The organism is Mitsuokella sp. AF21-1AC (assembly GCF_003458855.1).
In the GTDB taxonomy this organism is placed as follows: Bacteria; Bacillota; Negativicutes; order Selenomonadales; family Selenomonadaceae; genus Mitsuokella.
This window is the reverse complement of sequence record NZ_QRVW01000007.1, coordinates 25285-47778: the sequence shown is the minus strand read 5'-3', so window position 1 is coordinate 47778 and position 22494 is coordinate 25285. Positions and strand designations below refer to the sequence as shown.

Below are 22494 nucleotides of genomic sequence, written 5' to 3'. Positions count from 1 at the left end.
CCGGATATCCACATATTTCTGTGGATATCCGGTAGTGTTCTGTGGATAACCTGGCTTTCCCTGTGCATTTATTGTGGAAAAGCCGCAGATGAAAGGATGATAACAATGGCATTTAAAGAAGTTTCTCCGTATGAATTCAAGGAAAGCGCCTTCCAGGTCATCGGCAAGGACTGGCTGCTCGTGACCGGTGAGTACGAGGGCAAGGCAAATGCGATGACGGCTTCCTGGGGCGGTCTGGGCATCATGTGGGGCAAGCCCGTGGCCTATATCTTCATTCGTCCGAGCCGCTATACGAAGGAGTTCGTGGACAAGGCCGAAGGGCTTTCGCTGTCGGTCTTTCCCGAAACGTATCGCAAGATGATGAGTTACTTTGGCACGGTGTCGGGCCGCGATGAAGATAAGATCCAGAAGGCAGGCCTGACTGTCCTGCACGATGATGGCCGCACTTATTATCAGGAGGCCCGCGTCACGATGCTCTGCCGCAAGCTCTATGCACAGGAGCTCAAGAAGGAATGCTTCATCGACAAATCGTGTGATGAGAAGTGGTACGACAACGATTACCACACGATGTATGTCGTTGAAATCGAGAAACTTCTCGTCAATGAAGACGCATGAGTGAGCTCGTGAGGCCCCATCAGAAGGAATGTGCCTGCCAGGCGGGCACGGATTCTCCTGTGGCAGCCGTATTGCGCTGCAGCACCTTGACCGCGGGCATGGGCGAAGCGGAGATTGCGGATCTTCTGGCCTCGAGCCAGGTCCGCCGTCATGTCTTTTCAACCGGGGAAATCGTCTTCCATGAGGGCGATGTCCCGCATTCCCTGTACATCCTCCTGAGCGGTGAAGTCCACATCCTCAAGGATACCTTTTCGGGACGGCGCATCTTCGTCTCGGAAATCAATGAGCCGGGCGATATGTTCGGCGAGGTCTATGAAGTTTTGCGCAAGCCTTATGATGTATACGTCGAGGCTGCAGCAAAGACCGAGCTTCTTGAGATCGGCAGCCGCTTCTTTACGCTCGACGGCGATAATCCATCGCGCAGCGCCCTGCTCGTGGAGCGCAATCTCATGCGCATCTTTGCACGCAAAGCGTATTTCATGCACGGACGCATCAAGGTGCTCGCGAGTGGCAGCCTGCGCGAAAAGCTCGTGCGCTTCCTGTTCCAGAGCATGGACGCAGAGGGGCGCGTGGAGCTGTCTGTCAGCCGCGAATATCTGGCGGCATATCTGGCCGTCACGCGGCCTTCGCTGTCGCGTGAGCTTTCTGCGATGCAGAAGGACGGGCTCCTGTCCGTGTCGGGCAAAGAGATACAGGTGCTCGACCTGGAGCGGTTTGAGGAATATCTGTGAGTTTTTTCAATCGAGTTACAGAATAAAGAAGGGCTATGGCATCTCGTGCATGTGACGGGATGTCATAGCCCTTCTAATTTTTAGGGGAGAATATTATATTATTAGTATAAGTCGCTGCGGTATGTATTCCGGCTTCGTCGCTCCATTAAATGGGCCCCAACAGACAACATGCATTAAAGCTGCTTCGCCGTATATCACGGCGTTCTGACATCATCAAACAGGTCACTTTAGTATTGGGGCCCATCCCTGCGGGCAATCATTGCGCTCCTGCAGGCGGAATACATACCTCCGCTTGGGCACGTACACCTCATCAGATGTATGGCTTCGGTGTTCAGCTCAACAGCAGGCTGTCACTCGTGAGTTCGCTGCCTGCTGCTTTCTCGAACATGGCAAGCAGGTCCTTGACCGTGAGGTTTTTCTTCTCCTCGCCTTTGACGTCGAAGAGGATATGTCCGTTGTACATCATGATGAGCCGGTCGCCGAGGCGCAGGGCGTCGCGCATGTTGTGCGTGATCATGAGGGTCGTGAGTTCCTGCTCTTCGACGATTTTTTCGGTCAGGCTGAGGACCTTCTCGGCTGTTTTCGGGTCGAGCGCTGCCGTGTGCTCATCGAGCAGCAGCAGTTTCGGTTTGGCCATAGTGGCCATCAAAAGGGTCAGTGCCTGGCGCTGTCCGCCGGAGAGCAGGCCGACCTTGGATTCCAGGCGGTCTTCGAGGCCGAGCTTCAGCCCCGCCAGCAGTTTGCGGAAATGCTCGCGGTCTCTGGAGGAAGAGCTCCAGCGCAGGGTGGGGCGGCGGCCGCGGCGGGCGGCAATGGCGAGGTTTTCCTCAATCATCATGCCGCCGGCCGTACCCATCATCGGGTCCTGGAAGACACGGCCGATGAATTTGGCCCGCTTGTGTTCCGGCCATTTCGTGATGTCGGTGCCGGCAATCTTGATGGAGCCTTCATCGACCGGATACGTCCCCGCGATGGAGTTCATCAGCGTGGATTTGCCGGCGCCGTTGCCGCCGATGACGGTGACGAACTCGCCGGGCTCGAGGTGCAGGCTTACATCATGCAGCGCGAGCTTTTCGGTGATGGTACCGGCGTTGAAGGTCTTGGAGATATGGGAGATGTCCAACATTATTTCTTCACCGCCTTTCGAAAGGCATTGACGCGTGCCTGGATGAGCGGCAGCGAAAGGGCGATGGCCACGAGGATGGCCGTGAAGAGCTTGAGGTCATTTGGCGGCATGCCCATCTGCAGGACCACGGCGATGACGGCGCGGTAGACGATGGAGCCGAGGATGACGGAAATCAGGCAGTTCTTGAAGCTCCTGGTGCCAAAAAGCACTTCGCCGATGATGACGGAGGCCAGGCCGATGACGATGGTGCCAACGCCCATGCCGACATCGGCGAAGCCGTTGCTCTGGGCGACGAGGGCGCCGGACATGGCGACGAGCCCGTTGGAGAGCAGCAGGCCCAGCACGATCATGGCATCGGTATTGATGCCGTTGGCGCGGATCATATGCGGGTTATTGCCCGTTGCGCGCACGGCTGCGCCAATCTCAGTGCCGAAGAACCAGTAATTGAGTATGGCGACGAGTACGACGATGATGGCACCGATGATGAGGGTGGTCATGCCCTTGTCGAGACCGGCGAACTGCCAGATTGTGAAGATCGTGTCCTGCTGCAGGAGCGGCAGGTTGGCCTTGCCCATGATGCGCAGGTTGACCGAGTACAGGGCAATCATCGTCAGGATGCCGGCGAGCAGGGCCGGTATCTTGAGTTTCGTGCAGAGGAAACCCGTGACGACGCCGCCGAGCATGCCGGCTACGCAGGCCGCAAGGATTGCGAGAATCGGGTGATACCCGGCAGTCAGCAGTGTGGCTGCTGTAGCGGCTCCGAGCGGGAAGCTGCCTTCGACGGTGAGGTCGGCGATATCGAGCACGCGGAACGTCAGATAGACGCCGATGGCGAGCAGTGCCCAGAGCAGTCCTTGTGAAACCGTGGAGATGACTAAATCCATAGGAAACTCCTTATCATTCGACTACATCGGCATCCTTCAGCACATCCTCAGGAATCGTGATGCCGAGCAGAGCGGCGTTCTTCTTGTTGACGGTGATCTTGAGGTCCTTGGCCATTTCTATCGGCATGGAACCTGGCTTCTTGCCCTCGAGGATGTCGGCGGCCATATAACCGGTCTGGACGCCAAGCTTGTAGTAATCGATGCCGTAGGTGGCAAGGCCGCCGGCCTTGACCATGTTCGGTTCTCCGCAGATGACTGGGATCTTGGCGGCATTCGTGATATCCGTCAGCGTCGGCATGGCTGACGCGATGATGTTATCGGTCGGCTCATAGAAGGCATCGACGAAACCGACGAGGCTCTGTGCCGCCTGCTGGATGTCGTTGACCGTGGAGATCGTCGCGACCTTTACGGTCAGGCCCTTGGATTCGGCATATTCCGTCATGGCCTTGACCTGGACTTCGGAGTTGACTTCACTGGAGCAGTAAACCGTGCCGATGGTCTTGGCATCCGGCTTGAGCTTAAGCAGCAGGTCAATCTGTTCCTTGACCGGGTTCATGTCGCTTGTGCCTGTGACATTGCCCTTCGGTTCCTGGTTGGAAGCGACGAGTTTTGCCCCCTCGTAATCCGTGATGGCCGTGCCGACAATCGGGATGTCATGCGTGGCGTTGGCGATGGTCTGGGCCGCCGGCGTGGCGATGGCACAGATCAGGTCCATCTTGGCGCTGACGAAGCGCTGGGCGATGTTCTGGAGATTCGACTGATCTGCCTGAGCGTTCTGGCGGTCGATGGTGATGTTCTTGCCTTCCTCGAAGCCGCGCTCCTTGAGTCCGTCGACGAAGCCTTTGTTGGCCGCATCGAGCGCATTGTGCTCGACGAGCTGGACGATGCCGATCTTGTACGTCTTGCCACCGGAGGATGAAGCCTGGTCGCTGGAGCTGCAGCCGGCCGTCAGGCCCAGGGCCAGCAGGGCCGTGGCGCCGAGTGCCAGCAAGCGGCATTGCTTGGATATTCTCGATAAGTTCATAGGAAATCCCACCTTTTCTCTCGTTTTTGTACACTTGCGTGCATGATGAATGGACTCTTATATTATACAATGTTACACATGAAAAAGCCATAACCGTTTCCTGATTAGAGACATTTTTTGATGGTTGTTTATGCTGGCTTTTCCTGCGGACTTTTCTCCTAGGCATCTAAATGGTTCAATGATATAATGGAATCTGCTTACACGCATACGAGCGGATCCGTGCTGCCGGAAGCGGCACAGAATATGGAGGTTTTTGTTTTGCTGGCAACAAGGGAATATCAAGATATTGAAGAAAAGGTGATGCGCGGCGAGCGTCTCACGCGCGAAGATGGTATCCGCCTGTTCCACTGCCATGATCTTGCCTGGCTCGGTACGATGGCCGATCATGTGCGCAGGAAAAAATGCGGGGATATCGTCTACTACAACGTCAATTGCCACGTCAATCTGACGAATATCTGCACGTCGCATTGTAAATTCTGCGCTTTTGGACGCGATGCAGAGGATAAGGGAGCCTATGCGATGACGAAGGCGCAGGCCATCGCCGTGGTCGAGGATGCGATGAAGGACCCGAATCTTGCCGGGCTGCATGTCGTTTCGGGCCTGCATCCGACATGGTCCTTCGAGGATTATCTGGGCATTGTCGAAGCGCTGCACAAGCGCTTCCCCAATCTGTACATGAAGGGATTTACGGGTGTTGAGATCACGCATTTCGCGCAGATTTCCGGGCTTTCCGTCCGCGAGGTCCTCATCGAGCTGCGGGATAGAGGAGGCCTGCAGGCCATTGCCGGCGGCGGAGCCGAGATCCTGTCGGACCGCGTGCGCGGAGAGCTCTGCCCGCATAAGGCCACGGCGGATGAATGGCTGGAGGTGGCGCGCACGGCACATGAGCTCGGCATCAAGTCGAATGCATCCATGCTCTACGGCCATATCGAAACACTGGAGGAACGCGTCGACCATTTGCTGCGCCTGCGGGAGCTGCAGGATGAGACAGGGGGGTTCCAGACGTTCATCTGCTTCCCGTTCCTGCCCAAGCATACCGAGCTCGGCGAGCACGTCAAGCAGACGAGTGTCTGGGATGATCTGCGCACGATGGCAATTTCGCGTTTGATGCTCGATAATTTCAAGAACATCAAGGCGTACTGGGTTATGCTGACGGTGCCCGTGGCACAGGTGGCGCTGGGCTTTGGTGCCAACGACATCGACGGCACGGTCCACAAGGAAACCATCCTGCACGATGCCGGAGCCAAGAGCCCGACGGCGCTGCGCGAGGATACGATCATCCGCATCATCAAGGAGGCCGGGCGCATTCCGGCAGCCTGTGACTGCAATTTCAACATCATCCGGACAATTGAGTGAGGTGAAGATTCATGGCAGATACAGCAAGGGCCCGCAGAAGGGCAGCAAATGGCGAACGCCTTGACCTCGTCGATGCGATGGCCCTCTACGAAGACAATGATCTGCTCTTCCTGGCGGACTGTGCCCGCAGAGCCAAGGAAAAGAAGAGCGGCAGACAGGTCTTTTATACGGTGAACCGTCATATCAACCTGACGAATATCTGCAGTGCCAATTGCCCGCTTTGCGCCTTCCAGGTACGGGCGGGCGATGCGCGCGGGTATGTGCTGGAACGGGATGATATCGCGAAAATCCTGATGGAAGCGAAGGCGACGAAACATCTTTCTGAGATTCATATCGTCAGCGCCCTGCATCCGGACAAGCCGTTTTCTTATTATGTGGAGGTCGTGCGGCAGGTCAAGGAAGCTTTGCCGCAGGTGGATGTCAAGGCCTTTACGCCGGTGGAGATCGCGAATTTCGCGCATATGACCGGGAAATCCATCCGTGAGGTGTTGACCATCCTGCAGGAGGCCGGGCTTGACAGCCTGCCGGGCGGCGGCGCGGAGATTCTGTCGGACCGTGTGCGCCGGATTATCTGTCCGAATAAGGCGACGGCGGCGGAATGGATTGAGACGATGAAGACGGCGCACAGCCTCGGCATCCGCACGAATGCCTCCATCATGTACGGTCATGTGGAAACCATCGAAGAGCGGCTGCAGCATCTTTTCACGATCCGCGACATCCAGGATGAGGCGGGCGGCTTCCAGGCCTTTATGCTCTTCCCGTTCCACCCGGGACATACGGAGCTTGGGGACACGTATCACCTGCAGCGCACCGGCTCGTGGGAAGACATGAAGATGATGGCCCTTTCCCGTCTGATTCTCGATAACATCGATCACATCAAGGCGTTCTGGATCATGCTGACCATGCCGATTGCGCAGCTGGCTCTGGGCTTCGGTGCGGACGATCTCGACGGCACGATCGGCGAGGAAAAGATCATCCATGCCGCCGGTGCCAGGACGAATACGGGCATCACGCGCACGAAGCTCGAGGCCATCATCCGTGAGACGGGCTATGAGCCTGTGGAACGTGACACGTTTTATCAGCCGGTTGAGGCAATCGGGAAGGAGGAGACATCATGCGACTGACACCACGGGAAGGGGAGGAGATGCTCCTGCACGGCGACCCGATTGCACTCGGACGCCTGGCTGACGCAGAGCGTCATCGGCGTTATCCGTCGGACCGCGTCACGTTCATAATCGACCGCAACATCAATTACACGAATGTCTGTGTCAACGAATGCCGGTTCTGCGCATTCTTCCGCCGTCAGGGCAGCCGGGATGCCTACCTCCTGTCGTACGATGAGATTCTCGACAAGGTTCGCGAAACGGTGGCTGCCGGCGGCACGCAGGTCATGATCCAGGGCGGCTTGTACCCGGATCTCGGGCTTTCGTATTACGAGAAGATGCTGCGGCTCATCAAGCGGGAATTCCCGAGCATCGCGATTCATTCGTTCACGGCGACGGAAATCCAGCATTTTGCCCGTCAGGCCGGCCTTTCCATCCTCGACACGCTCAAGCGCCTGCAGGAAGCCGGGCTTGACAGCCTGCCGGGCGGTGGTGCCGAAATCCTGGTCGACGAAGTACGCCGCCGCGTCAGCCCCAAGAAGATCATGACGGATGACTGGCTGCATGTCATGGAGTGTGCGCACTCCATCGGCATGGAGAGCACGGCCACGATGGTCATCGGCTTTGGCGAGACGATGGCGCAGCGCATCGAGCATATGGAGAAAGTGCGCCGCCTGCAGGACAGGACGGGCGGCTTCCGAGCCTTCATCACCTGGACGTTCCAGCCGGGCCATACGGAACTCGGCGGCGAGAAGACGAGCGGCTGGGACTACATGCGGACGCTGGCAGTCACGCGCCTGTACATGGACAATATCGCGCATATCCAGGGTTCCTGGGTCACGCAGGGTGAGCGCATCGGCCAGCTGACGCTGGGCTTTGGCGCTGACGACCTCGGCAGCATCATGCTCGAGGAGAATGTCGTGCGGGCGGCCGGCACGGCCTATGATATGTCGACGAAAAAGATGGTCCACCTTATCGAAGGCGCCGGCAAAAAAGCAGCGCAGCGCAATACGGAATATCGGATCATCCGCGAATTTTAAAAGGGGAGAGGCAAAGTATGACGAATCAGGAAATCCCAAAGGCAGCTTATGCCGTGGTCGGCGGCTCGGGAACGCTCTCGAGCAATTTCCCGGCGGGACTGCCGGATGAAGATGTGGAAATCATAAGCGATAACATGCATTTTGAGACACCTTACGGCATGAGTCCCGCCATGCGTCTCTTCCGCGTGGGCGAGAAGCGCGTGCTGACCGTCAGGATGCATGGATGGCGCTCCGGTGTAACGCGTGCCGATGCCTCCCGGCAGGTATTCTGGACGTTCCGCGAAGCCGGTGTGCGGCGCATCATCTCGGAGGGCGGTGTCGGCACGGTCAACAAGCTGCTCGATCTGCGCGATTTCATTATTCCCGATGATTACCTGGACCTTTCGGTGCGCAAGGATGTCATGCTCGACGGGCGCTATCTGCTTATCATGCGCGATGCCCTCTGTCCGGAGATGCGGCAGGCACTGATCCGGGCGACGAAGAAGCGTTTCACGGGCCGCGTGTTCACGCGCGGCACCTATGCCGTCACGGATGGCCGCCACTTTGAGAGTCCGGCTGAAGTGGCGATGATGAACGGCCATGCCGATATCGTCGGCCAGAGCATCGCACCGGAGGTCTATCTGGCACGTGAGATTGGGGCCTGCTATGCGGGGCTTTACTTCACGGTCAATTACGGTGAGGGCATCCGCGAGAAGTGGTCGCATGAGGATATGAGCAACATCTTCTACGACGATGCGCCGATGATCGGCGAGATCATCCTCGAGACAATCCGTCAGGTCGACGCCGATGACCACCACTGCGAATGCCGTGAGCTGCGCAAGGAAACCCTGCTGAAAGACGTTTACAATGAAGTTTCTTCCAAAGGCTGATTGAGGCAGAAATGATAAAATGCTGTGCATAACTCGTGATTTTTCACAAGTTGTGCACAGCATTTTTCTGATTTGTGGATAATTCTGTGGATAAGATCATCGTTCCAGGGATGCGGCGTAAAAAGCCTGGATGAATTTCTTCATATTGATGTGGACATGGGAGATATGAGGCTTCTCATGGTTTTCAATGACGTGCATGAGCGCACAGACATCGGCATAGTCAAAGTAAAAGGGCGCGTATTCCTCGAATTTCGGATTTGTGTAATCGACGACACCCATCGATGCCGTGCTGACCATGGCCTGGAAAATCGTGCGTCGCAGCCGCTGCTCGATGGCCTTGGCTTCTTTCTGCACGTTATCCGTGGCGTGATTAGCGGCTACTGCCGTGAAGATGGTCTTCAGCGGTGGAATGGTCGTGCCCTGGACATGGAGCTGCAGGTAACGCAGGATCTCCATGAGATCATCGTACCCGGCCGTACTGGCGACACCGAGTTCCTTGAGCAGGCTGGAGCCCTTTTCTTCCGGTGTCATCTTCTGCGGCATGACGACGTCCGGATTCAGGGTCGTCTGCAGCGTATTCTGCAGCGTGTGAGCAAAGCGCTCGAGGCGGATGTGTTCTTCGACCGAGCGCAGCACGCAAACGATCTCATTGCGGTTCAGCGGCTTGGTGATGTAGGAATGGATGCCGCTCTCATATGCCTTGCCGATGAGATCCTTGCTGTCGACCTGTGAGAGCATGATGATCTTGCCGGTAAATTTCTTCAGGCGCCGGACCGTCTCGATGCCGTCGCAGTCGGGCATCAGCATATCGATGATGAGCAGATCGATATGACGTGCAACGAGCTCCGAAAGCGTGAGATTGGCCGCACTCGGGAGTGAGGCCACGACTGTCCCCAGTTCGTAGTCTTCGATAATGTCCTGCAGCATTGTGCGGACGGCTTCATCGTCATCGACGAGCATGATGTTCATGATGAAAATCCTTTCTTGCCGATGGTTTCGGCATTTGTGGTTGCGGGAGGAGTCATTTCATTTTGCGGGGCAATCTGCGCAAGGGGCAGAGTGACCTTGAAGAGTACCTGGGACGTTCCGTCGGAAGCCGCCGTGATGGAGCCGCCGAGGGATTCCGCCAGGGTCTTGATATAGGTCAGGCCTACGCCGCTGGAGGCGCGGCCGGTACTGTCGTACTTCGTCGTATAGCCCGGGCGGAAGATTTGCGCGAGGCGCCGCAGGGGAATGGAGCTGCCTGTATTCTGTACTTCGAGAATCAGGTCTTCCGTTATCGATCGTCGCATCGTAATGGAAATCGTGCCCTTCTGATGAATGGCTTCGACGGCATTGGCCGCGAGGTTGTTGAGAATGGAAAGCATCGTGTAGACATGGATGTCCGGCAGCTCCGGCGAGAGATTCGTCAGGAAGGTGATGTTCTTGTCGAGGCGGCGGGCATATTTCTTCTGCGTGCTGATGATCAGGTGGCAGAGCTCCGGTGCCGACAGGTAATCGCTCATGTGGTGGTTGTTCGTGAGCTCACTGAGCCCTGCGTAGATGCGCTGATTGTCTTTCTTGATCTCATGGACCTCGCCTGCGATGCGCAGGACTTCCTGCGTGATGCGCGGCAGGCTTTCCCTGCTGTGCAGGACGCGCAGTTCCTCGTATACACCGTAGCAGTCGTGCGTGGCCGTTTCGGCGTTGCGCAGGGTTTTCTGGAGCTCAAATACTTCTTCGTAGAGTCCTGCAATCAGCATGGTCAAGCGATTCTTTTCCCGCGATTCGTGCGAGAGATGGATTTCCGTGATGTAGAGCTGTGAGAGGAAGAAGAAGCTCAGGATGAAGAAGCAGCGCAGGAAGGCAATGCCGGTGAGCCTGGTCAGTACGGACAGATTGATGATGGCCGCATGTGTGCCGAGGAAGAAATCCATGGAATAGAGTTCGGCAATGCTGGCAATCACCTCTGCACCGATGGCGTAGCAGGCAATCTTCATGGCCTGCGTCGTAATGGGCATGTCATTGAGACGCAGGGTCGCAAAGCAGATGGCGTAGGTAAAATAATAAAAGAAGGTCGGGACGTGCAGATAGAGTGCAGGGAAAAAATCCATGCCGCCTATGACATCGAGCAGGGCGCGGAACAGCACGACGGCGATACCGGTGCAGAGGCCGGAGACGACCATGGGGACACGCCGCAGCCAGAGCAGGAACAGCAGGAACAGCGGTGAACCGAAGCTCACGCGGAAATTCTGGAAGTCGCCGCCGAACGGATGGATCTGCGGCTCGCCTGCCAGCGGCACGATGATGAGCATACAGATGAAGATGAAGAGTTCCCGGTGTTTGCTAAGCATGACAATCTCCTTTTATGATACCATACATGCACGATAGGAATGAAATATGCGATGTATGTGCTCTAGTTTAGCATATCCTTTGTTTCTTGTGCAAATATGTGCGGCAAAGCACTGTCTTTATTATATCATACGTCCATCTTCGAAAACGTATATTACAAGTTGTCAGTAAAAAAAAAACTATTCATACGATAATGTAGGATTTTGTCGTTTTCAGTAGGTGATACTGTATATTAAATACAGTAATAAAACAATAAGTCATATCGATAGTTTAGGAGGGTATGATATGTCAAAAGAAAATAGTGGAAACTTGCTACGAGGACTCTTCTGTGTGGCCCTCGGCGCAATCATCTGGTTCATCCCGGCACCTGCTGGCGTTGGGCCACAGGCATGGGGCCTGCTCGCGGTGTTCGTCGCGACGATCGCGGGTTTCATCCTGCAGCCGCTGCCACTCGGCGCTATTGCACTCATCGCCTGCGCACTTCTCCCGGTCCTCGGCATCATGAAGGCTGGTCAGGCACTGGAAGGCTTCTCGAACGGCACGATCTGGCTGATTGTATCCGCGTTCATGTTTGCCACGGGCTTCATCAAGACGGGCCTCGGCAAGCGCATCGCCTACCTGCTGCTCTCGCGCTTCGGCAAGAACACGCTGAGCGTTGCTTACGTCATGAGCGCAGCTGATTTCATTATCGCACCGTTCACGCCGTCGAATACGGCCCGTGGCGGCGGCATCATCTACCCGATCGTCAACAGTGTTGCCCTTGCTCTCGGCTGTGATGCTAAAAATGGCAAGAACAAGCGCACGGGCGCATTCCTGATGTACAGTGCTTATGCCGCTGTCATCACGTCGGCCTGCATTTTCATGACAGGTGCTTCAAACAACGTGCTGGCCAATACCCTGACGGAACAGGCCTTTGGTCAGTCCCTGAGCTGGATGTCCTGGTTCATGGTCAGCATCATCCCCGGCCTGCTTCTCTCGATCGTCACGCCGTACCTGCTCTATAAGTTCATCAAGCCGGAACTCACGGAAACACCGGAGACACTATCTCTTGCCAAGAAAGAGCTCAGCAAGATGGGATCCATGAGCAGCAAGGAAAAGATCCTCTGCGTCATCTTCATCGCCTGCCTGCTCCTCTGGGCAACGGGCAGCATCCATCACATCGATTCTGCCATTGTCGCCCTGCTCGGTCTTTCGGCAATGCTCATCACGAAATGCATTGACTGGAGCGATGTCACGAAACAGCATGGTGCATGGGATGTCCTCGTATGGATGGGCGTTCTCGTCAACATGGCTGCCTATCTCTCGAAGTTCGGTTTCATGAAATGGTTTGCTGCTACGATGGCTGCTGCCTGTGCCGGCATGTCGTGGTTCACGATGCTCATCGTCCTCTGCATCATCTACACGCTGGCCCATTACCTGCTTGCCAGCAACAGTGCACATATCGCTGCAATGTTCATTGCCTTTGCAACCATTCTGGTGGCAGCAGGTGCGCCTGTCATCCCGACGGCCATCATCCTGGCCATCCTCTGCAACAGTGCTTCGTTCCTGACGCATTACGGCTGCGGTGTTACGCCAATCTTCTTCGGTGCCGGCTTCATGGGCCAAGGCGAATGGTGGAAGATCGGTTTCGTCATCACGGTCATGCATATCGTGGTCTGGATGGCGCTCGGCCTGCCAATCATGGGGATCCTTGGTATGATGTAAGGGAAATCTGAGAGGAAGGTGTCCTTGAGAGAAAGCATCATTCGATGTTTTCTCTGAGTCACCTGCAACATTGTATACAAAAATAAACATTTTGTCAAAAATGTACTTGCATGTATTTTGTATACATGGTACAATACAGTCATCAAGCGGAGATAATAAAAAAATAAATGCCGCTTATCCATGCAGACCTGGTCCTCCAAGAGCCAGGGGAGTATAAAAAGGTAAATATGATCCGGACAGACCGGAGATTAAGAAAGGAATGTGGACACAATGAGAAAAGAACATGATTTCATTGGTGAGCTCGAAGTACCGGATGAGGTTTATTACGGCGTTCAGACGATGCGTGCTATCGACAACTTCCATATTACCGGCCAGGTAATCGATTCGGATTTTGTTCAGTCAATCGCAAAGGTCAAGAAAGCTGCTGCTATGGCAAATATGGCAACGGGCCGTCTCGATAAGAAAATCGGTGATGCCCTGGTAGAGGCCGCTGACGAGATTATCGCCGGGAAGCTCCTCGATCAGTTCCCAGTTGACCCGATTCAGGGCGGTGCTGGCACATCTATCAACATGAACATGAACGAAGTCCTCTGCAACCGTGCTCTGGAGATTATCGGTGAAGCAAAAGGCCGTTATGACATCATCTCCCCGAACAACCATGCCAACATGGCACAGTCCACGAATGACTCGTTTCCGACGAGCATTAAGGTCTGCCTGAGCCATAAGGCCAAGAAGGTTACGGCCGCTCTTGACCGTCTTGCTACGGAACTCGAGAAGAAATCTGTGGAATACAAGGATATCCTCAAGATGGGCCGTACGCATCTGCAGGACGCTGTTCCTATCACGCTCGGCCAGGAAATGGGCATGTATGCGTCGGCTGTCCGTCGTGGCATCCGCCGTATCAATCATGCGGTAGAAGAAATTCATGTCATGAACATGGGCGGCACAGCTGTTGGTACGGGCCTCAATGCAGAGCCTGCTTACATCAAGAAAGTAGCGGAGACACTCAGTGAGGTAACGGGTGAGAAATACGTTACGGCTGACAATATGATTGATGCCACGAACAACACGGATGGTTTCTCTGATGTTTCGAGTGCTATGAAGACGACGGCACTCGTCCTCATCAAGATGGCAAACGACTTCCGTCTCATGGCTTCCGGCCCGCGTTGCGGCCTCAACGAACTCAAGCTGCCGAAACGCCAGCCGGGTTCCTCCATCATGCCGGGCAAAGTCAATCCAGTTATTGCAGAAGTCCTCGATCAGTCCTGCTATCAGGTTATCGGCAATGACCTCGCTGTTTCGATGGCTGTTGAGAATGGCCAGTTTGAGCTTAATGTCATGGAGCCGGTCATGGCCTTCAATATGTTCAATTCGATGACGTACATGACGAATGCTGTGAATACGTTTGTTGATAAGCTCCTCATCGGTCTGGAACCGAACAAGGAACAGTGCCAGGAATGGCTCGACAAGAGCGTCGGTGTTGTCACGGCTCTGCTGCCGCATATTGGCTATGAGAACTCCGCAATGCTTGCGAAGGAAGCATACAACACGGGCAAACCAATCCGTCAGGTCATCATGGAGAAGGGCCTGCTCTCCAAGGAAAAGATGGAGCACATCCTCTCCCCGAAGCAGATGACGACGCCGGGCATTGCTGAATAAGTAGAATAATTACCCCTTTTTCCAACCCCTTCTGAATCCCCGCCTTTTGGCGGGGATTTTTTTCGGTCCGAAAATGAGCCGCTGCTGATTGCAGAGCGGTGATTTCCGATATATTATATATGTAGGAAACGTATGTATGTATGTATGCTCTGTTACAAGGAGGAATGGGCAGATGGCCGGTTATACGGGGTATGTGAATGAGGCACTTTGTGTTGCCTGCGGGATGTGTGCCGCTGCCTGTCCGGTGGCTTTCTCGATGGAAGGGAAACGGGCGAGAGGTGGACGGGAAATCCCTGCGGAATATCTCGATGATGCCTGGCAGGTGCTGGAGGATTGTCCGGCTGGTGCCATCGAATTGCGCAGGACAGATCCTGCATGAGCGTATGCCGCGGTTTTAGTTGTTTTTTAAGACGGGATTCCCTATAATGGAAAGGAATGAAGTCATAGCAAACGAGAGGGCAAAGTAAAATGCGCGATACGAATGAAAGGGCAGTACGGGCCATGCGGGATTTCCTGGAAGCACTGGGAATCGATCTGGCGGCACGTGGTATGGAAAAGACGCCGGAGCGCGTCGCGAAGATGTATGCATCCTTGTTTGACGGCCTCGGTTGCAATACGAAAGATTTATGGGGCGAGTTGTTCCATACGGGAGCGGATGGCCTCGTGGCGGTGCGCCGCATTCCCTTCCATTCGATGTGCGAGCATCATCTTGTTCCCTTTTTTGGTGAGGTCAGTATTGTCTATCTGCCGCGGGATGGGCAGGTGGCCGGGTTTGGCAAATTCGTCAAACTGGTCGACTGCTTGGCGCATCAGCCGCAGCTGCAGGAACGGCTGACGGCGCAGATCGCACATGCGGTGGCCGATGGCCTCGGCGCGCGCGGCGTACTGACTGTCGTCACGGCACAGCAGCTCTGCATGACGATGCGGGACAGCCGTGCACATGGTACCCAGACGGTTACTTCGGAATATACCGGGGCTTTTGCGACAGATCATGGACTGTGTCAGCAGGCATGGTCCCTGTTGGAAGGAGTAAGAAATGACAGTAACGCGTAAGTATGTATTTCGGGACGGCAAGGAATTGGAGATCGGCAAGCGCACGCTGATCATGGGTATCCTCAATGTTACACCGGATTCTTTTTCGGATGGCGGCAGCTGGAATACCCTTGACAAAGCCCTGCAGCATATGGAAGACATGGTACGTGATGGCGCCGACATCATCGATGTCGGTGCGGAATCAAGCCGTCCGGGGTTTCATACCATGCCGGCAGCACAGGAAATCGAGCGCCTGATGCCTTTTCTGACCAAGGTGCTGGCAGAGTGCCCGGTGCCCGTTTCCGTCGATACGTTCAAGGCTGATACGGCGCAGGCTGCCGTTGAGGCCGGAGCGCATATCCTCAATGATATCTGGGGCCTGCAGTATGCGGAAGAACCGGGCCGCATGGCTGAGGTTGCAGCCAGAGCCGATGCGCCGATTGTCGTCATGCACAATCAGACGACGAAGGTTTACGACAAGGATATCATCGCATCCATGCAGGATTTCTTTCGCCGTACCATTGCAATTGCCGACCGGGCTGGCCTGAAGCGCGAGAATCTGATCCTTGATCCGGGCATTGGCTTTGGCAAGACACCGGAGGGAAATCTCACGGTATTACGGCGTCAGCAGGAGCTCCTGACAATCGATGGAGAATCGTATCCGCTGTTGCTCGGCACGAGCCGCAAGAGCTTCATGGGAGCTGCGCTGGGGCTCGATGTTCATGAGCGCATGGAGGCGACGGGGGCGACCTGTGTGATCGGCATTACAAAAGGGGCAAACATCGTGCGCGTTCACGATGTCAAGCCTATCGCGCGCATGTGCCGCATGACGGATGCAGTCCTGCAGGCACCCTGATGCCGTTTGTCGGACGGAAGAAAATGGAGAGGATGATCGCATGGACTGCATCAAACTGGATGGAATGGAATTCTATGGGTATCATGGCTGTCTGCCGGCTGAACGCCGGGCGGGACAGGCGTTTTTCGTGGACGTCAGGCTGTATCTGGACCTTCAGATGGCAGGTCTTCATGATGATTTGTCGGCCACGGTCAATTATGCCGAGGTTTTTGCAACGATTCGCGACATCGTGGAAGGCGAGCCCGTCAACCTCATTGAGACCGTGGCGGAGCGCATAGCAGCGGCCATTCTCAGGGAATATCCTCCCGTTTCGGTGATTGATGTGACGGTTCACAAGCCTTCTGCGCCGATTCCGGGCAAGTTCCGCGATGCTGCCGTTTCGCTGACCAGAAAGCGGTCATGACATGGAATACCGTTGTTATCTGAGCCTAGGAGCCAATCTCGGCGAGAGAGGTGAGACACTGCGCGAGGCCCTGCGGCGTATCGCAGCACTGCCCGTTACTTTACTGGAGGCAGTCTCGCCGTTCTATGAAACAGCCCCCTGGGGCAAACTCGATCAGCCGTCTTTTCTCAATGCGGCGGCCACGGTCCTGACATCGCTGGCGCCGCGTGATTTCCTTCACGCCTGCCAGAGCATTGAACGGGACCTGGGACGTGTGCGCCATGAGCACTGGGGCGCCAGAACCATCGATATCGATTTACTGTCCATCGAAGGCTTTACATCGGATGACGAGGAACTGCGCCTGCCGCATCCCTATATGACGGAACGTGCCTTTGTCCTCGTGCCGCTGGCCGATATTGCGCCGGAACATTTCGTCAAAGGGCGCAGTGTTCGTGATTGGTGCCGGGAGGTAAGCAGGGAGGGAGTCGTGCCTGCAGCAGAGCTGTCGGACCCCTGGCCTCTTCGCCTGCTGGCCTGCATTGATGCGGATCGTGGACTGGGGAAAAACGGGCATCTCCTGGCATCCGTGCCCGAGGATATGGCGCGGTTTCGCCAGTTGACGATGGGGCAGGTGGTCATCATGGGCCGTGGTACGATGGAATCCCTGCCCGGGCGGCAGCCTCTGCGAGGGCGCGTCAATATCGTCCTTTCCCGCACGCTTCCGGCTGAAGACGCACAGGGATTCCTGCTCTGCCGGAGCCTGGCAGAACTCTGGACGTTACTGGGAAAGCTGGCTCTGGCGCATCCGGGCCGCATATTCTGGTGCATTGGCGGCGCTCATGTCTATGAGGAACTGCTGCCCTATGTGCGTGAGGCCTATATCACCGAACTCACGGCATCCTATGCGGCAGACTGTCATTTGCCGCCCCTGGGCTCAGTCATTTGCACGGGGCGGGAGGTTCATCCGGGATTTGCCTTTTGCAGCTATTGCTATCCGATGCGAATGGCTGTGATTGGAAAAGGTGTTTAATCGTATAGAAAGAAGTGTTTACCATGGAGATTTTTCATAATGACTGGGCGGAACTCTTGAATCCGGAGCTGCAGAAGCCGTATTATCGTCAATTGCGGCAGTTCCTGATCCAGGAATACCGTACCCATCATGTCTATCCGGACATGTACGCGATCTTCAATGCACTTCATTATACGAGCTATGCCGATACGAAGGTGGTCATACTCGGTCAGGATCCCTATCATGGCCCCGGCCAGGCGCACGGACTTTCCTTCTCGGTTCTGCCAGGCGTTCAGCCGCCGCCGTCTTTGCTGAATATCTTCAAGGAGCTCGAGACGGATCTTGGCTGCAAGGTCCCGAACAACGGCTGCCTGAAGCCCTGGGCCGATCAAGGGGTACTCCTGCTCAATACCGTACTGACGGTGCGGGAACATCAGGCCAACTCGCATCATGGACAGGGCTGGGAGATCTTCACCGACCGCATCATCGAGCTGCTGAACCAGCGTGAAAAGCCGATGGCCTTCATTCTCTGGGGCAGTCCGGCGCGGCGCAAGAAAGCCATGATCACGAATCCGCGCCACTATATCGTAGAGTCGGCACATCCGAGTCCGCTGTCGGCACATCGTGGCTTTTTCGGCAGCCGTCCGTTTTCCCGCGTCAATGATTTCTTGCGCAGCACGGGGCAGACGCCGATTGACTGGCAGCTGCCCGATATCTGATGATACCGGCCGTATGATGAGCGGCCGTGAAACAACAATATATTTATATATGGGGGAGCAATTTTGGGAACAAAGGTAACCATTAAGGATGTGGCGGAGCTGGCAGGCGTCTCGAAAAGCACAGTTTCCCGCTATCTGAATCGCGGTTATATCAGTGTAGAGAAACAGAAGCGTGTCCGCGAAGCCATCGAAAAGACAGGCTTTAAGTCCAACTTCTTTGCAAAACGGCTCAAGACGAAACAGAGCAAGCTCATCGGTATTGTCCTGCCGCGTATGGACTCCGTGACGGTTGGCAAGCTGCTCATGGGTATCAGCCGCATCTTCGAGCCGGCTGGCTACCAGGGAATCCTGCTCGTCAGCCATCTGTCACCAGCCAAGGAACTGGAGAACATCCGCAATCTGCAGCAGCAAGGCGTCGATGGCATCCTCGTGGATTCCGTTGGCATTACGGAGGAACATCTGGAGCTTTCGGCCAGCACGTCCGTGCCAATCCTCTATACGGGGCAGCGTCACGAGGGGGTACCCTGCATCAAGATCGATGATCATCAGGCCGGCCGCCTGGTCGGCGCATATCTGCGTCAGATGGGACATACGCGTGCCGTTTTTGCCGGTGTTACCGAAGCAGACCAGGCCGTTGGCATCGAGCGCAAGCAGGGCTTTATCGATGCCTTTACGGAAAATCGCCCGGAAGCCCGTGTTGATTTTGTGGAAACGGGGTTTGATTTTCTCTCGGCATATAACCGGGCGGCCGATATCGTGCAGCTGGAGCCGAGCGTGATTGTCGGCGCTACGGATAATATCAGCCTCGGCGTATTGCGCTATCTTCATGAACGCAGCATCCGGGTGCCGGAACAGATTTCCGTTGTCGGCTTTGGCGGTTATGATGTCGGTGCAGTCGTCTATCCCGCTTTGACGACAGTGGCCTTTGATTATGAGCTCATGGGCATGAAGGCCGCGCAGTATCTCTTGGATTTGCTGGCTGACAGAGAACCCGAAGGTCCGATGGAAATGCCGGTGTTCTTTGTCGAACGCGAGAGCGTGCGGAATCTCAAGAAGGACTTTGAGCAGCAGGAACCGACAGCTTATGCAAGCATGACATGATTCTGCACAAAAATACGGCCTGTGGCAATTGCCACAAGCCGTATTTTTGTGCAGGGAGCCGTTTATTTCTTGGTGAAGGTGATGTGAGCACCAACCGACAGTGTAGGCTGAGACGGACCCTTGACGATGATCTGTCCCGGCATGGAACCTTCGGCGTTGAAGACAATCGTGCAGTGACCTTCTTCGCGGATATTGTCGTTGGCAGCCGCACCGACTTTTTCAATCGTGTACTTTACACCGCCCATCAGGAGCTTGTCGCCCTTCTTGATGTCTTCCGTGAGCTGGCCAGGCGTATGCTCGATGACCATATCGGCGAGATTTGGCCGGATGCCTTCATCGAGCAGGATGGCGCTGTGGTTGTTTGTTAAGAAGTTGCGCGCGAGATTGCCGATGGCTGTAATTGAGACATCATACTTAATTTCCATGTTTTCGTTCCTCCTGATATATACATACATACAATATCGTTGCTTTATTTCACACATCTATATCTTTATATTATATCATAAAGTCTTTTCTGTGAAGAGGACATCTGGCTTCATCCTTTTTTTGTACTTCATTCCTTGTTTTTATTTATTGGAAACGAAAAAAATTAAAAAAAGGCTTGTCAAGAACGTATATATGCGCTATAATATCACATGTTGACAGCGCAGAGCTGAAAACACAGGGGTATCGCCAAGTTGGTAAGGCACGGGTCTCTGAATCCCGCATGCGTTGGTTCGAGTCCAGCTACCCCTGCCATATGGAAGTGAGCACCGCGCAAGCGGTGCTTTTTCGTTTCCTGGCAGAGTATCGTGCATTCTATAAACTTTTTGAGATTTTTTCAAAAAGAGTGTTGACAAAAGCAGCAAGGACGTGTATCATAATACAAGTCGCTGCGAGATACGGCAGCCACGCAGAGCTCCTTGAACGGAAGCCGCTGGGGCCGGACGCATCGGGCTGAAAAAAAGAAATAAAAACTTCTTGACAGCCTGAACAAAATGCGATAAGATATAAAAGTCGCTTGAAGCGAGAGCTTCGAAAGACAAAAGTTGTTCTTTGAAAACTAAACAATGCAACATGAATCATTTGTGATTCAAGCCAGATGTTTTTAAAAACATCGATTGATTATGAACTATAAGCAATCGGCAATTTCTTTACTAAGCTTCATTGAAGTTTAGATCCAAAGATAATTAGAGCCAATCAAGGTTCTTCATAAATTTTATGGAGAGTTTGATCCTGGCTCAGGACGAACGCTGGCGGCGTGCTTAACACATGCAAGTCGTACGAGGTGAATTGAAAGCTTGCTTTTGATGAACCGAGTGGCAAACGGGTGAGTAACGCGTAGACAACCTGCCGCAAAGATGGGGACAACAGTCCGAAAGGACTGCTAATACCGAATGTTGTGAGATTCCTGCATGGGAACTTCATTAAAGATGGCCTCTACTTGTAAGCTATCGCTTTGCGATGGGTCTGCGTCTGATTAGATAGTTGGCGGGGTAACGGCCCACCAAGTCGACGATCAGTAGCCGGTCTGAGAGGATGAACGGCCACATTGGAACTGAGACACGGTCCAGACTCCTACGGGAGGCAGCAGTGGGGAATCTTCCGCAATGGGCGCAAGCCTGACGGAGCAACGCCGCGTGAGTGAAGAAGGGTTTCGACTCGTAAAGCTCTGTTGTCGGGGACGAACGTGGAGACGGCAAACAGTCGTTTCCAATGACGGTACCTGACGAGGAAGCCACGGCTAACTACGTGCCAGCAGCCGCGGTAATACGTAGGTGGCGAGCGTTGTCCGGAATTATTGGGCGTAAAGGGAGCGCAGGCGGGAAGGTAAGTCTATCTTAAAAGTGCGGGGCTCAACCCCGTGAGGGGATGGAAACTATCTTTCTTGAGTGCAGGAGAGGAAAGCGGAATTCCTAGTGTAGCGGTGAAATGCGTAGATATTAGGAGGAACACCAGTGGCGAAGGCGGCTTTCTGGACTGTAACTGACGCTGAGGCTCGAAAGCCAGGGGAGCGAACGGGATTAGATACCCCGGTAGTCCTGGCCGTAAACGATGAATACTAGGTGTAGGAGGTATCGACCCCTTCTGTGCCGGAGTTAACGCAATAAGTATTCCGCCTGGGGAGTACGGCCGCAAGGCTGAAACTCAAAGGAATTGACGGGGGCCCGCACAAGCGGTGGAGTATGTGGTTTAATTCGACGCAACGCGAAGAACCTTACCAGGGCTTGACATTGAGTGAAAGAGCTAGAGATAGCTCCCTCTCTTCGGAGACACGAAAACAGGTGGTGCATGGCTGTCGTCAGCTCGTGTCGTGAGATGTTGGGTTAAGTCCCGCAACGAGCGCAACCCCTATCTTCTGTTGCCAGCACGTAATGGTGGGAACTCAGGAGAGACTGCCGCGGAGAACGCGGAGGAAGGCGGGGATGACGTCAAGTCATCATGCCCCTTATGTCCTGGGCTACACACGTACTACAATGGGATGGACAGAGAGCAGCGAAGCCGCGAGGCCAAGCGAACCCCATAAACCATCTCCCAGTTCGGATTGCAGGCTGCAACCCGCCTGCATGAAGTTGGAATCGCTAGTAATCGCAGGTCAGCATACTGCGGTGAATACGTTCCCGGGCCTTGTACACACCGCCCGTCACACCACGGAAGTCATTCACACCCGAAGCCGGTGGGCTAACCGCAAGGGAGCAGCCGTCTAAGGTGGGGGCGATGACTGGGGTGAAGTCGTAACAAGGTAGCCGTATCGGAAGGTGCGGCTGGATCACCTCCTTTCTAAGGAGTAAATGAGCGCAAGCTCATGACTCTGGTCGGTCATTTGGCCTAAGTTGCATTGTCTAGTTTTGAGAGAACAACCTCTCACAAACCTCATCCGTCAGTCCTACGGACTGCCACCTTCCCCAGAGGGGAAGGCTAAGAGGGAAATATACATACCATAATGGGGGCGTAGCTCAGCTGGGAGAGCACC

21 protein-coding genes, 1 tRNA gene and 1 rRNA gene are annotated in these 22494 nt (G+C 54.9%); 17 read left to right on the top strand and 6 right to left on the bottom strand.

The window, feature by feature from the left end; all coding sequences use genetic code 11:
- The first annotated feature begins 105 nt into the window (after positions 1–105).
- Together DWX75_RS03935 and DWX75_RS03930 are read left to right on the top strand one after the other, a co-directional pair.
- Positions 106–615, top strand: coding sequence for a flavin reductase family protein (locus DWX75_RS03935; RefSeq protein ID WP_118015039.1), 510 nt, complete (start codon positions 106–108; stop codon positions 613–615).
- Between the two features lie 98 nt (positions 616–713).
- Complete coding sequence (locus tag DWX75_RS03930) at positions 714–1346, top strand: Crp/Fnr family transcriptional regulator (protein WP_369974330.1); 633 nt, start codon at positions 714–716, stop codon at positions 1344–1346.
- 331 nt (positions 1347–1677) lie between these two features.
- On the opposite strand, the gene DWX75_RS03925 is transcribed toward DWX75_RS03930, so the two are convergent.
- From DWX75_RS03925 to DWX75_RS03915, 3 genes are read right to left on the bottom strand one after another with little or no spacing between them, the layout of a single operon-like run.
- The gene (locus DWX75_RS03925) at positions 1678–2472 is read right to left on the bottom strand and encodes an ABC transporter ATP-binding protein (protein WP_118015037.1); all 795 of its coding nucleotides are present in this window, start codon (positions 2470–2472) and stop codon (positions 1678–1680) included.
- Positions 2472–3356, bottom strand: coding sequence for an ABC transporter permease (locus tag DWX75_RS03920; protein ID WP_118015036.1), 885 nt, complete (start codon positions 3354–3356; stop codon positions 2472–2474). The genes DWX75_RS03925 and DWX75_RS03920 overlap by 1 nt, the downstream gene beginning before the upstream one ends.
- 13 nt (positions 3357–3369) lie before the next feature.
- Positions 3370–4380 carry an ABC transporter substrate-binding protein gene (locus DWX75_RS03915; RefSeq protein WP_118015035.1) on the bottom strand — a complete coding sequence of 337 codons (1011 nt, stop codon included), beginning with the start codon at positions 4378–4380 and terminating at the stop codon, positions 3370–3372.
- Between the two features lie 243 nt (positions 4381–4623).
- Between DWX75_RS03915 and mqnE the strand changes: the two genes are divergently transcribed.
- The 4 genes from mqnE to DWX75_RS03895 are packed head-to-tail and all read left to right on the top strand — an operon-like array spanning position 4624 to position 8748.
- Positions 4624–5736 carry an aminofutalosine synthase MqnE gene (gene mqnE, locus DWX75_RS03910; protein WP_118015082.1) on the top strand — a complete coding sequence of 371 codons (1113 nt, stop codon included), beginning with the start codon at positions 4624–4626 and terminating at the stop codon, positions 5734–5736.
- An 11-nt stretch (positions 5737–5747) separates the two neighbouring features.
- Entirely contained in the window at positions 5748–6860 is a 1113-nt protein-coding gene (locus tag DWX75_RS03905; RefSeq protein ID WP_118015034.1) for a CofH family radical SAM protein, read from the top strand.
- A complete protein-coding gene (gene mqnC / locus DWX75_RS03900; RefSeq protein ID WP_118015033.1) occupies positions 6851–7879 on the top strand; it encodes a cyclic dehypoxanthinyl futalosine synthase in 1029 nt (342 codons plus the stop codon). The genes DWX75_RS03905 and mqnC overlap by 10 nt, the downstream gene beginning before the upstream one ends.
- Before the next feature lie 17 nt (positions 7880–7896).
- Entirely contained in the window at positions 7897–8748 is an 852-nt protein-coding gene (locus DWX75_RS03895) for an MTAP family purine nucleoside phosphorylase (protein WP_118015032.1), read from the top strand.
- A gap of 96 nt (positions 8749–8844) precedes the next feature.
- On the opposite strand, the gene DWX75_RS03890 is transcribed toward DWX75_RS03895, so the two are convergent.
- Together DWX75_RS03890 and DWX75_RS03885 are read right to left on the bottom strand one after the other, a co-directional pair.
- Entirely contained in the window at positions 8845–9717 is an 873-nt protein-coding gene (locus tag DWX75_RS03890) for a response regulator (RefSeq protein ID WP_118015031.1), read from the bottom strand.
- Entirely contained in the window at positions 9714–11081 is a 1368-nt protein-coding gene (locus DWX75_RS03885) for a HAMP domain-containing sensor histidine kinase (protein WP_118015030.1), read from the bottom strand. The genes DWX75_RS03890 and DWX75_RS03885 overlap by 4 nt, the downstream gene beginning before the upstream one ends.
- A gap of 283 nt (positions 11082–11364) precedes the next feature.
- Between DWX75_RS03885 and DWX75_RS03880 the strand changes: the two genes are divergently transcribed.
- From DWX75_RS03880 to DWX75_RS03840, 9 genes are all read left to right on the top strand, one after another.
- A complete protein-coding gene (locus DWX75_RS03880) occupies positions 11365–12783 on the top strand; it encodes a DASS family sodium-coupled anion symporter (RefSeq protein ID WP_118015029.1) in 1419 nt (472 codons plus the stop codon).
- A 270-nt stretch (positions 12784–13053) separates the two neighbouring features.
- Positions 13054–14442, top strand: coding sequence for an aspartate ammonia-lyase (locus DWX75_RS03875; protein WP_118015028.1), 1389 nt, complete (start codon positions 13054–13056; stop codon positions 14440–14442).
- 172 nt (positions 14443–14614) lie between these two features.
- Positions 14615–14821 carry a ferredoxin gene (locus DWX75_RS03870; RefSeq protein ID WP_118015027.1) on the top strand — a complete coding sequence of 69 codons (207 nt, stop codon included), beginning with the start codon at positions 14615–14617 and terminating at the stop codon, positions 14819–14821.
- A gap of 89 nt (positions 14822–14910) precedes the next feature.
- Positions 14911–15495 (top strand): GTP cyclohydrolase I, encoded by a 585-nt coding sequence (folE, locus tag DWX75_RS03865; RefSeq protein ID WP_118015026.1) that lies wholly within the window; start codon positions 14911–14913, stop codon positions 15493–15495.
- Complete coding sequence (folP, locus tag DWX75_RS03860) at positions 15479–16330, top strand: dihydropteroate synthase (protein ID WP_118015025.1); 852 nt, start codon at positions 15479–15481, stop codon at positions 16328–16330. The genes folE and folP overlap by 17 nt, the downstream gene beginning before the upstream one ends.
- Before the next feature lie 40 nt (positions 16331–16370).
- Positions 16371–16733 carry a dihydroneopterin aldolase gene (gene folB / locus DWX75_RS03855; protein WP_118015024.1) on the top strand — a complete coding sequence of 121 codons (363 nt, stop codon included), beginning with the start codon at positions 16371–16373 and terminating at the stop codon, positions 16731–16733.
- Position 16734: 1 nt separating this feature from the next.
- Positions 16735–17742, top strand: coding sequence for a 2-amino-4-hydroxy-6-hydroxymethyldihydropteridine diphosphokinase (gene folK / locus DWX75_RS03850; RefSeq protein WP_118015023.1), 1008 nt, complete (start codon positions 16735–16737; stop codon positions 17740–17742).
- A gap of 23 nt (positions 17743–17765) precedes the next feature.
- Complete coding sequence (locus tag DWX75_RS03845; protein ID WP_118015022.1) at positions 17766–18440, top strand: uracil-DNA glycosylase; 675 nt, start codon at positions 17766–17768, stop codon at positions 18438–18440.
- A gap of 63 nt (positions 18441–18503) precedes the next feature.
- Complete coding sequence (locus tag DWX75_RS03840; protein ID WP_118015021.1) at positions 18504–19541, top strand: LacI family DNA-binding transcriptional regulator; 1038 nt, start codon at positions 18504–18506, stop codon at positions 19539–19541.
- 62 nt (positions 19542–19603) lie between these two features.
- Here DWX75_RS03840 and DWX75_RS03835 read toward each other — a convergent pair whose 3' ends face one another.
- Positions 19604–19966, bottom strand: coding sequence for a PTS glucitol/sorbitol transporter subunit IIA (locus tag DWX75_RS03835; RefSeq protein WP_118015020.1), 363 nt, complete (start codon positions 19964–19966; stop codon positions 19604–19606).
- Between the two features lie 237 nt (positions 19967–20203).
- On the opposite strand from DWX75_RS03835, the gene DWX75_RS03830 reads away from it, so the two are divergent.
- Both DWX75_RS03830 and DWX75_RS03825 read left to right on the top strand, forming a co-directional pair.
- Positions 20204–20279, top strand: a tRNA-Gln gene (locus DWX75_RS03830).
- A 459-nt stretch (positions 20280–20738) separates the two neighbouring features.
- Positions 20739–22301 (top strand): 16S ribosomal RNA (locus DWX75_RS03825).
- The last annotated feature ends 193 nt before the right edge of the window (positions 22302–22494 follow it).

Coding starts and splice junctions, on each gene's coding strand:
- DWX75_RS03905 (WP_118015034.1), top strand. CDS start 5,748: ATGGCAGATACAGCAAGGGCCCGCAGAAGGGCAGCAAATGGCGAACGC.
- DWX75_RS03920 (WP_118015036.1), bottom strand. CDS start 3,356: ATGGATTTAGTCATCTCCACGGTTTCACAAGGACTGCTCTGGGCACTG.
- mqnE (WP_118015082.1), top strand. CDS start 4,624: ATGGAGGTTTTTGTTTTGCTGGCAACAAGGGAATATCAAGATATTGAA.
- folE (WP_118015026.1), top strand. CDS start 14,911: ATGCGCGATACGAATGAAAGGGCAGTACGGGCCATGCGGGATTTCCTG.
- folB (WP_118015024.1), top strand. CDS start 16,371: ATGGACTGCATCAAACTGGATGGAATGGAATTCTATGGGTATCATGGC.
- DWX75_RS03875 (WP_118015028.1), top strand. CDS start 13,054: ATGAGAAAAGAACATGATTTCATTGGTGAGCTCGAAGTACCGGATGAG.
- DWX75_RS03885 (WP_118015030.1), bottom strand. CDS start 11,081: ATGCTTAGCAAACACCGGGAACTCTTCATCTTCATCTGTATGCTCATC.
- DWX75_RS03870 (WP_118015027.1), top strand. CDS start 14,615: ATGGCCGGTTATACGGGGTATGTGAATGAGGCACTTTGTGTTGCCTGC.
- DWX75_RS03835 (WP_118015020.1), bottom strand. CDS start 19,966: ATGGAAATTAAGTATGATGTCTCAATTACAGCCATCGGCAATCTCGCG.
- DWX75_RS03925 (WP_118015037.1), bottom strand. CDS start 2,472: ATGTTGGACATCTCCCATATCTCCAAGACCTTCAACGCCGGTACCATC.
- DWX75_RS03845 (WP_118015022.1), top strand. CDS start 17,766: ATGGAGATTTTTCATAATGACTGGGCGGAACTCTTGAATCCGGAGCTG.
- mqnC (WP_118015033.1), top strand. CDS start 6,851: ATGCGACTGACACCACGGGAAGGGGAGGAGATGCTCCTGCACGGCGAC.
- DWX75_RS03935 (WP_118015039.1), top strand. CDS start 106: ATGGCATTTAAAGAAGTTTCTCCGTATGAATTCAAGGAAAGCGCCTTC.
- DWX75_RS03930 (WP_369974330.1), top strand. CDS start 714: ATGGGCGAAGCGGAGATTGCGGATCTTCTGGCCTCGAGCCAGGTCCGC.
- DWX75_RS03890 (WP_118015031.1), bottom strand. CDS start 9,717: ATGAACATCATGCTCGTCGATGACGATGAAGCCGTCCGCACAATGCTG.
- folK (WP_118015023.1), top strand. CDS start 16,735: ATGGAATACCGTTGTTATCTGAGCCTAGGAGCCAATCTCGGCGAGAGA.
- DWX75_RS03915 (WP_118015035.1), bottom strand. CDS start 4,380: ATGAACTTATCGAGAATATCCAAGCAATGCCGCTTGCTGGCACTCGGC.
- DWX75_RS03880 (WP_118015029.1), top strand. CDS start 11,365: ATGTCAAAAGAAAATAGTGGAAACTTGCTACGAGGACTCTTCTGTGTG.
- DWX75_RS03895 (WP_118015032.1), top strand. CDS start 7,897: ATGACGAATCAGGAAATCCCAAAGGCAGCTTATGCCGTGGTCGGCGGC.
- folP (WP_118015025.1), top strand. CDS start 15,479: ATGACAGTAACGCGTAAGTATGTATTTCGGGACGGCAAGGAATTGGAG.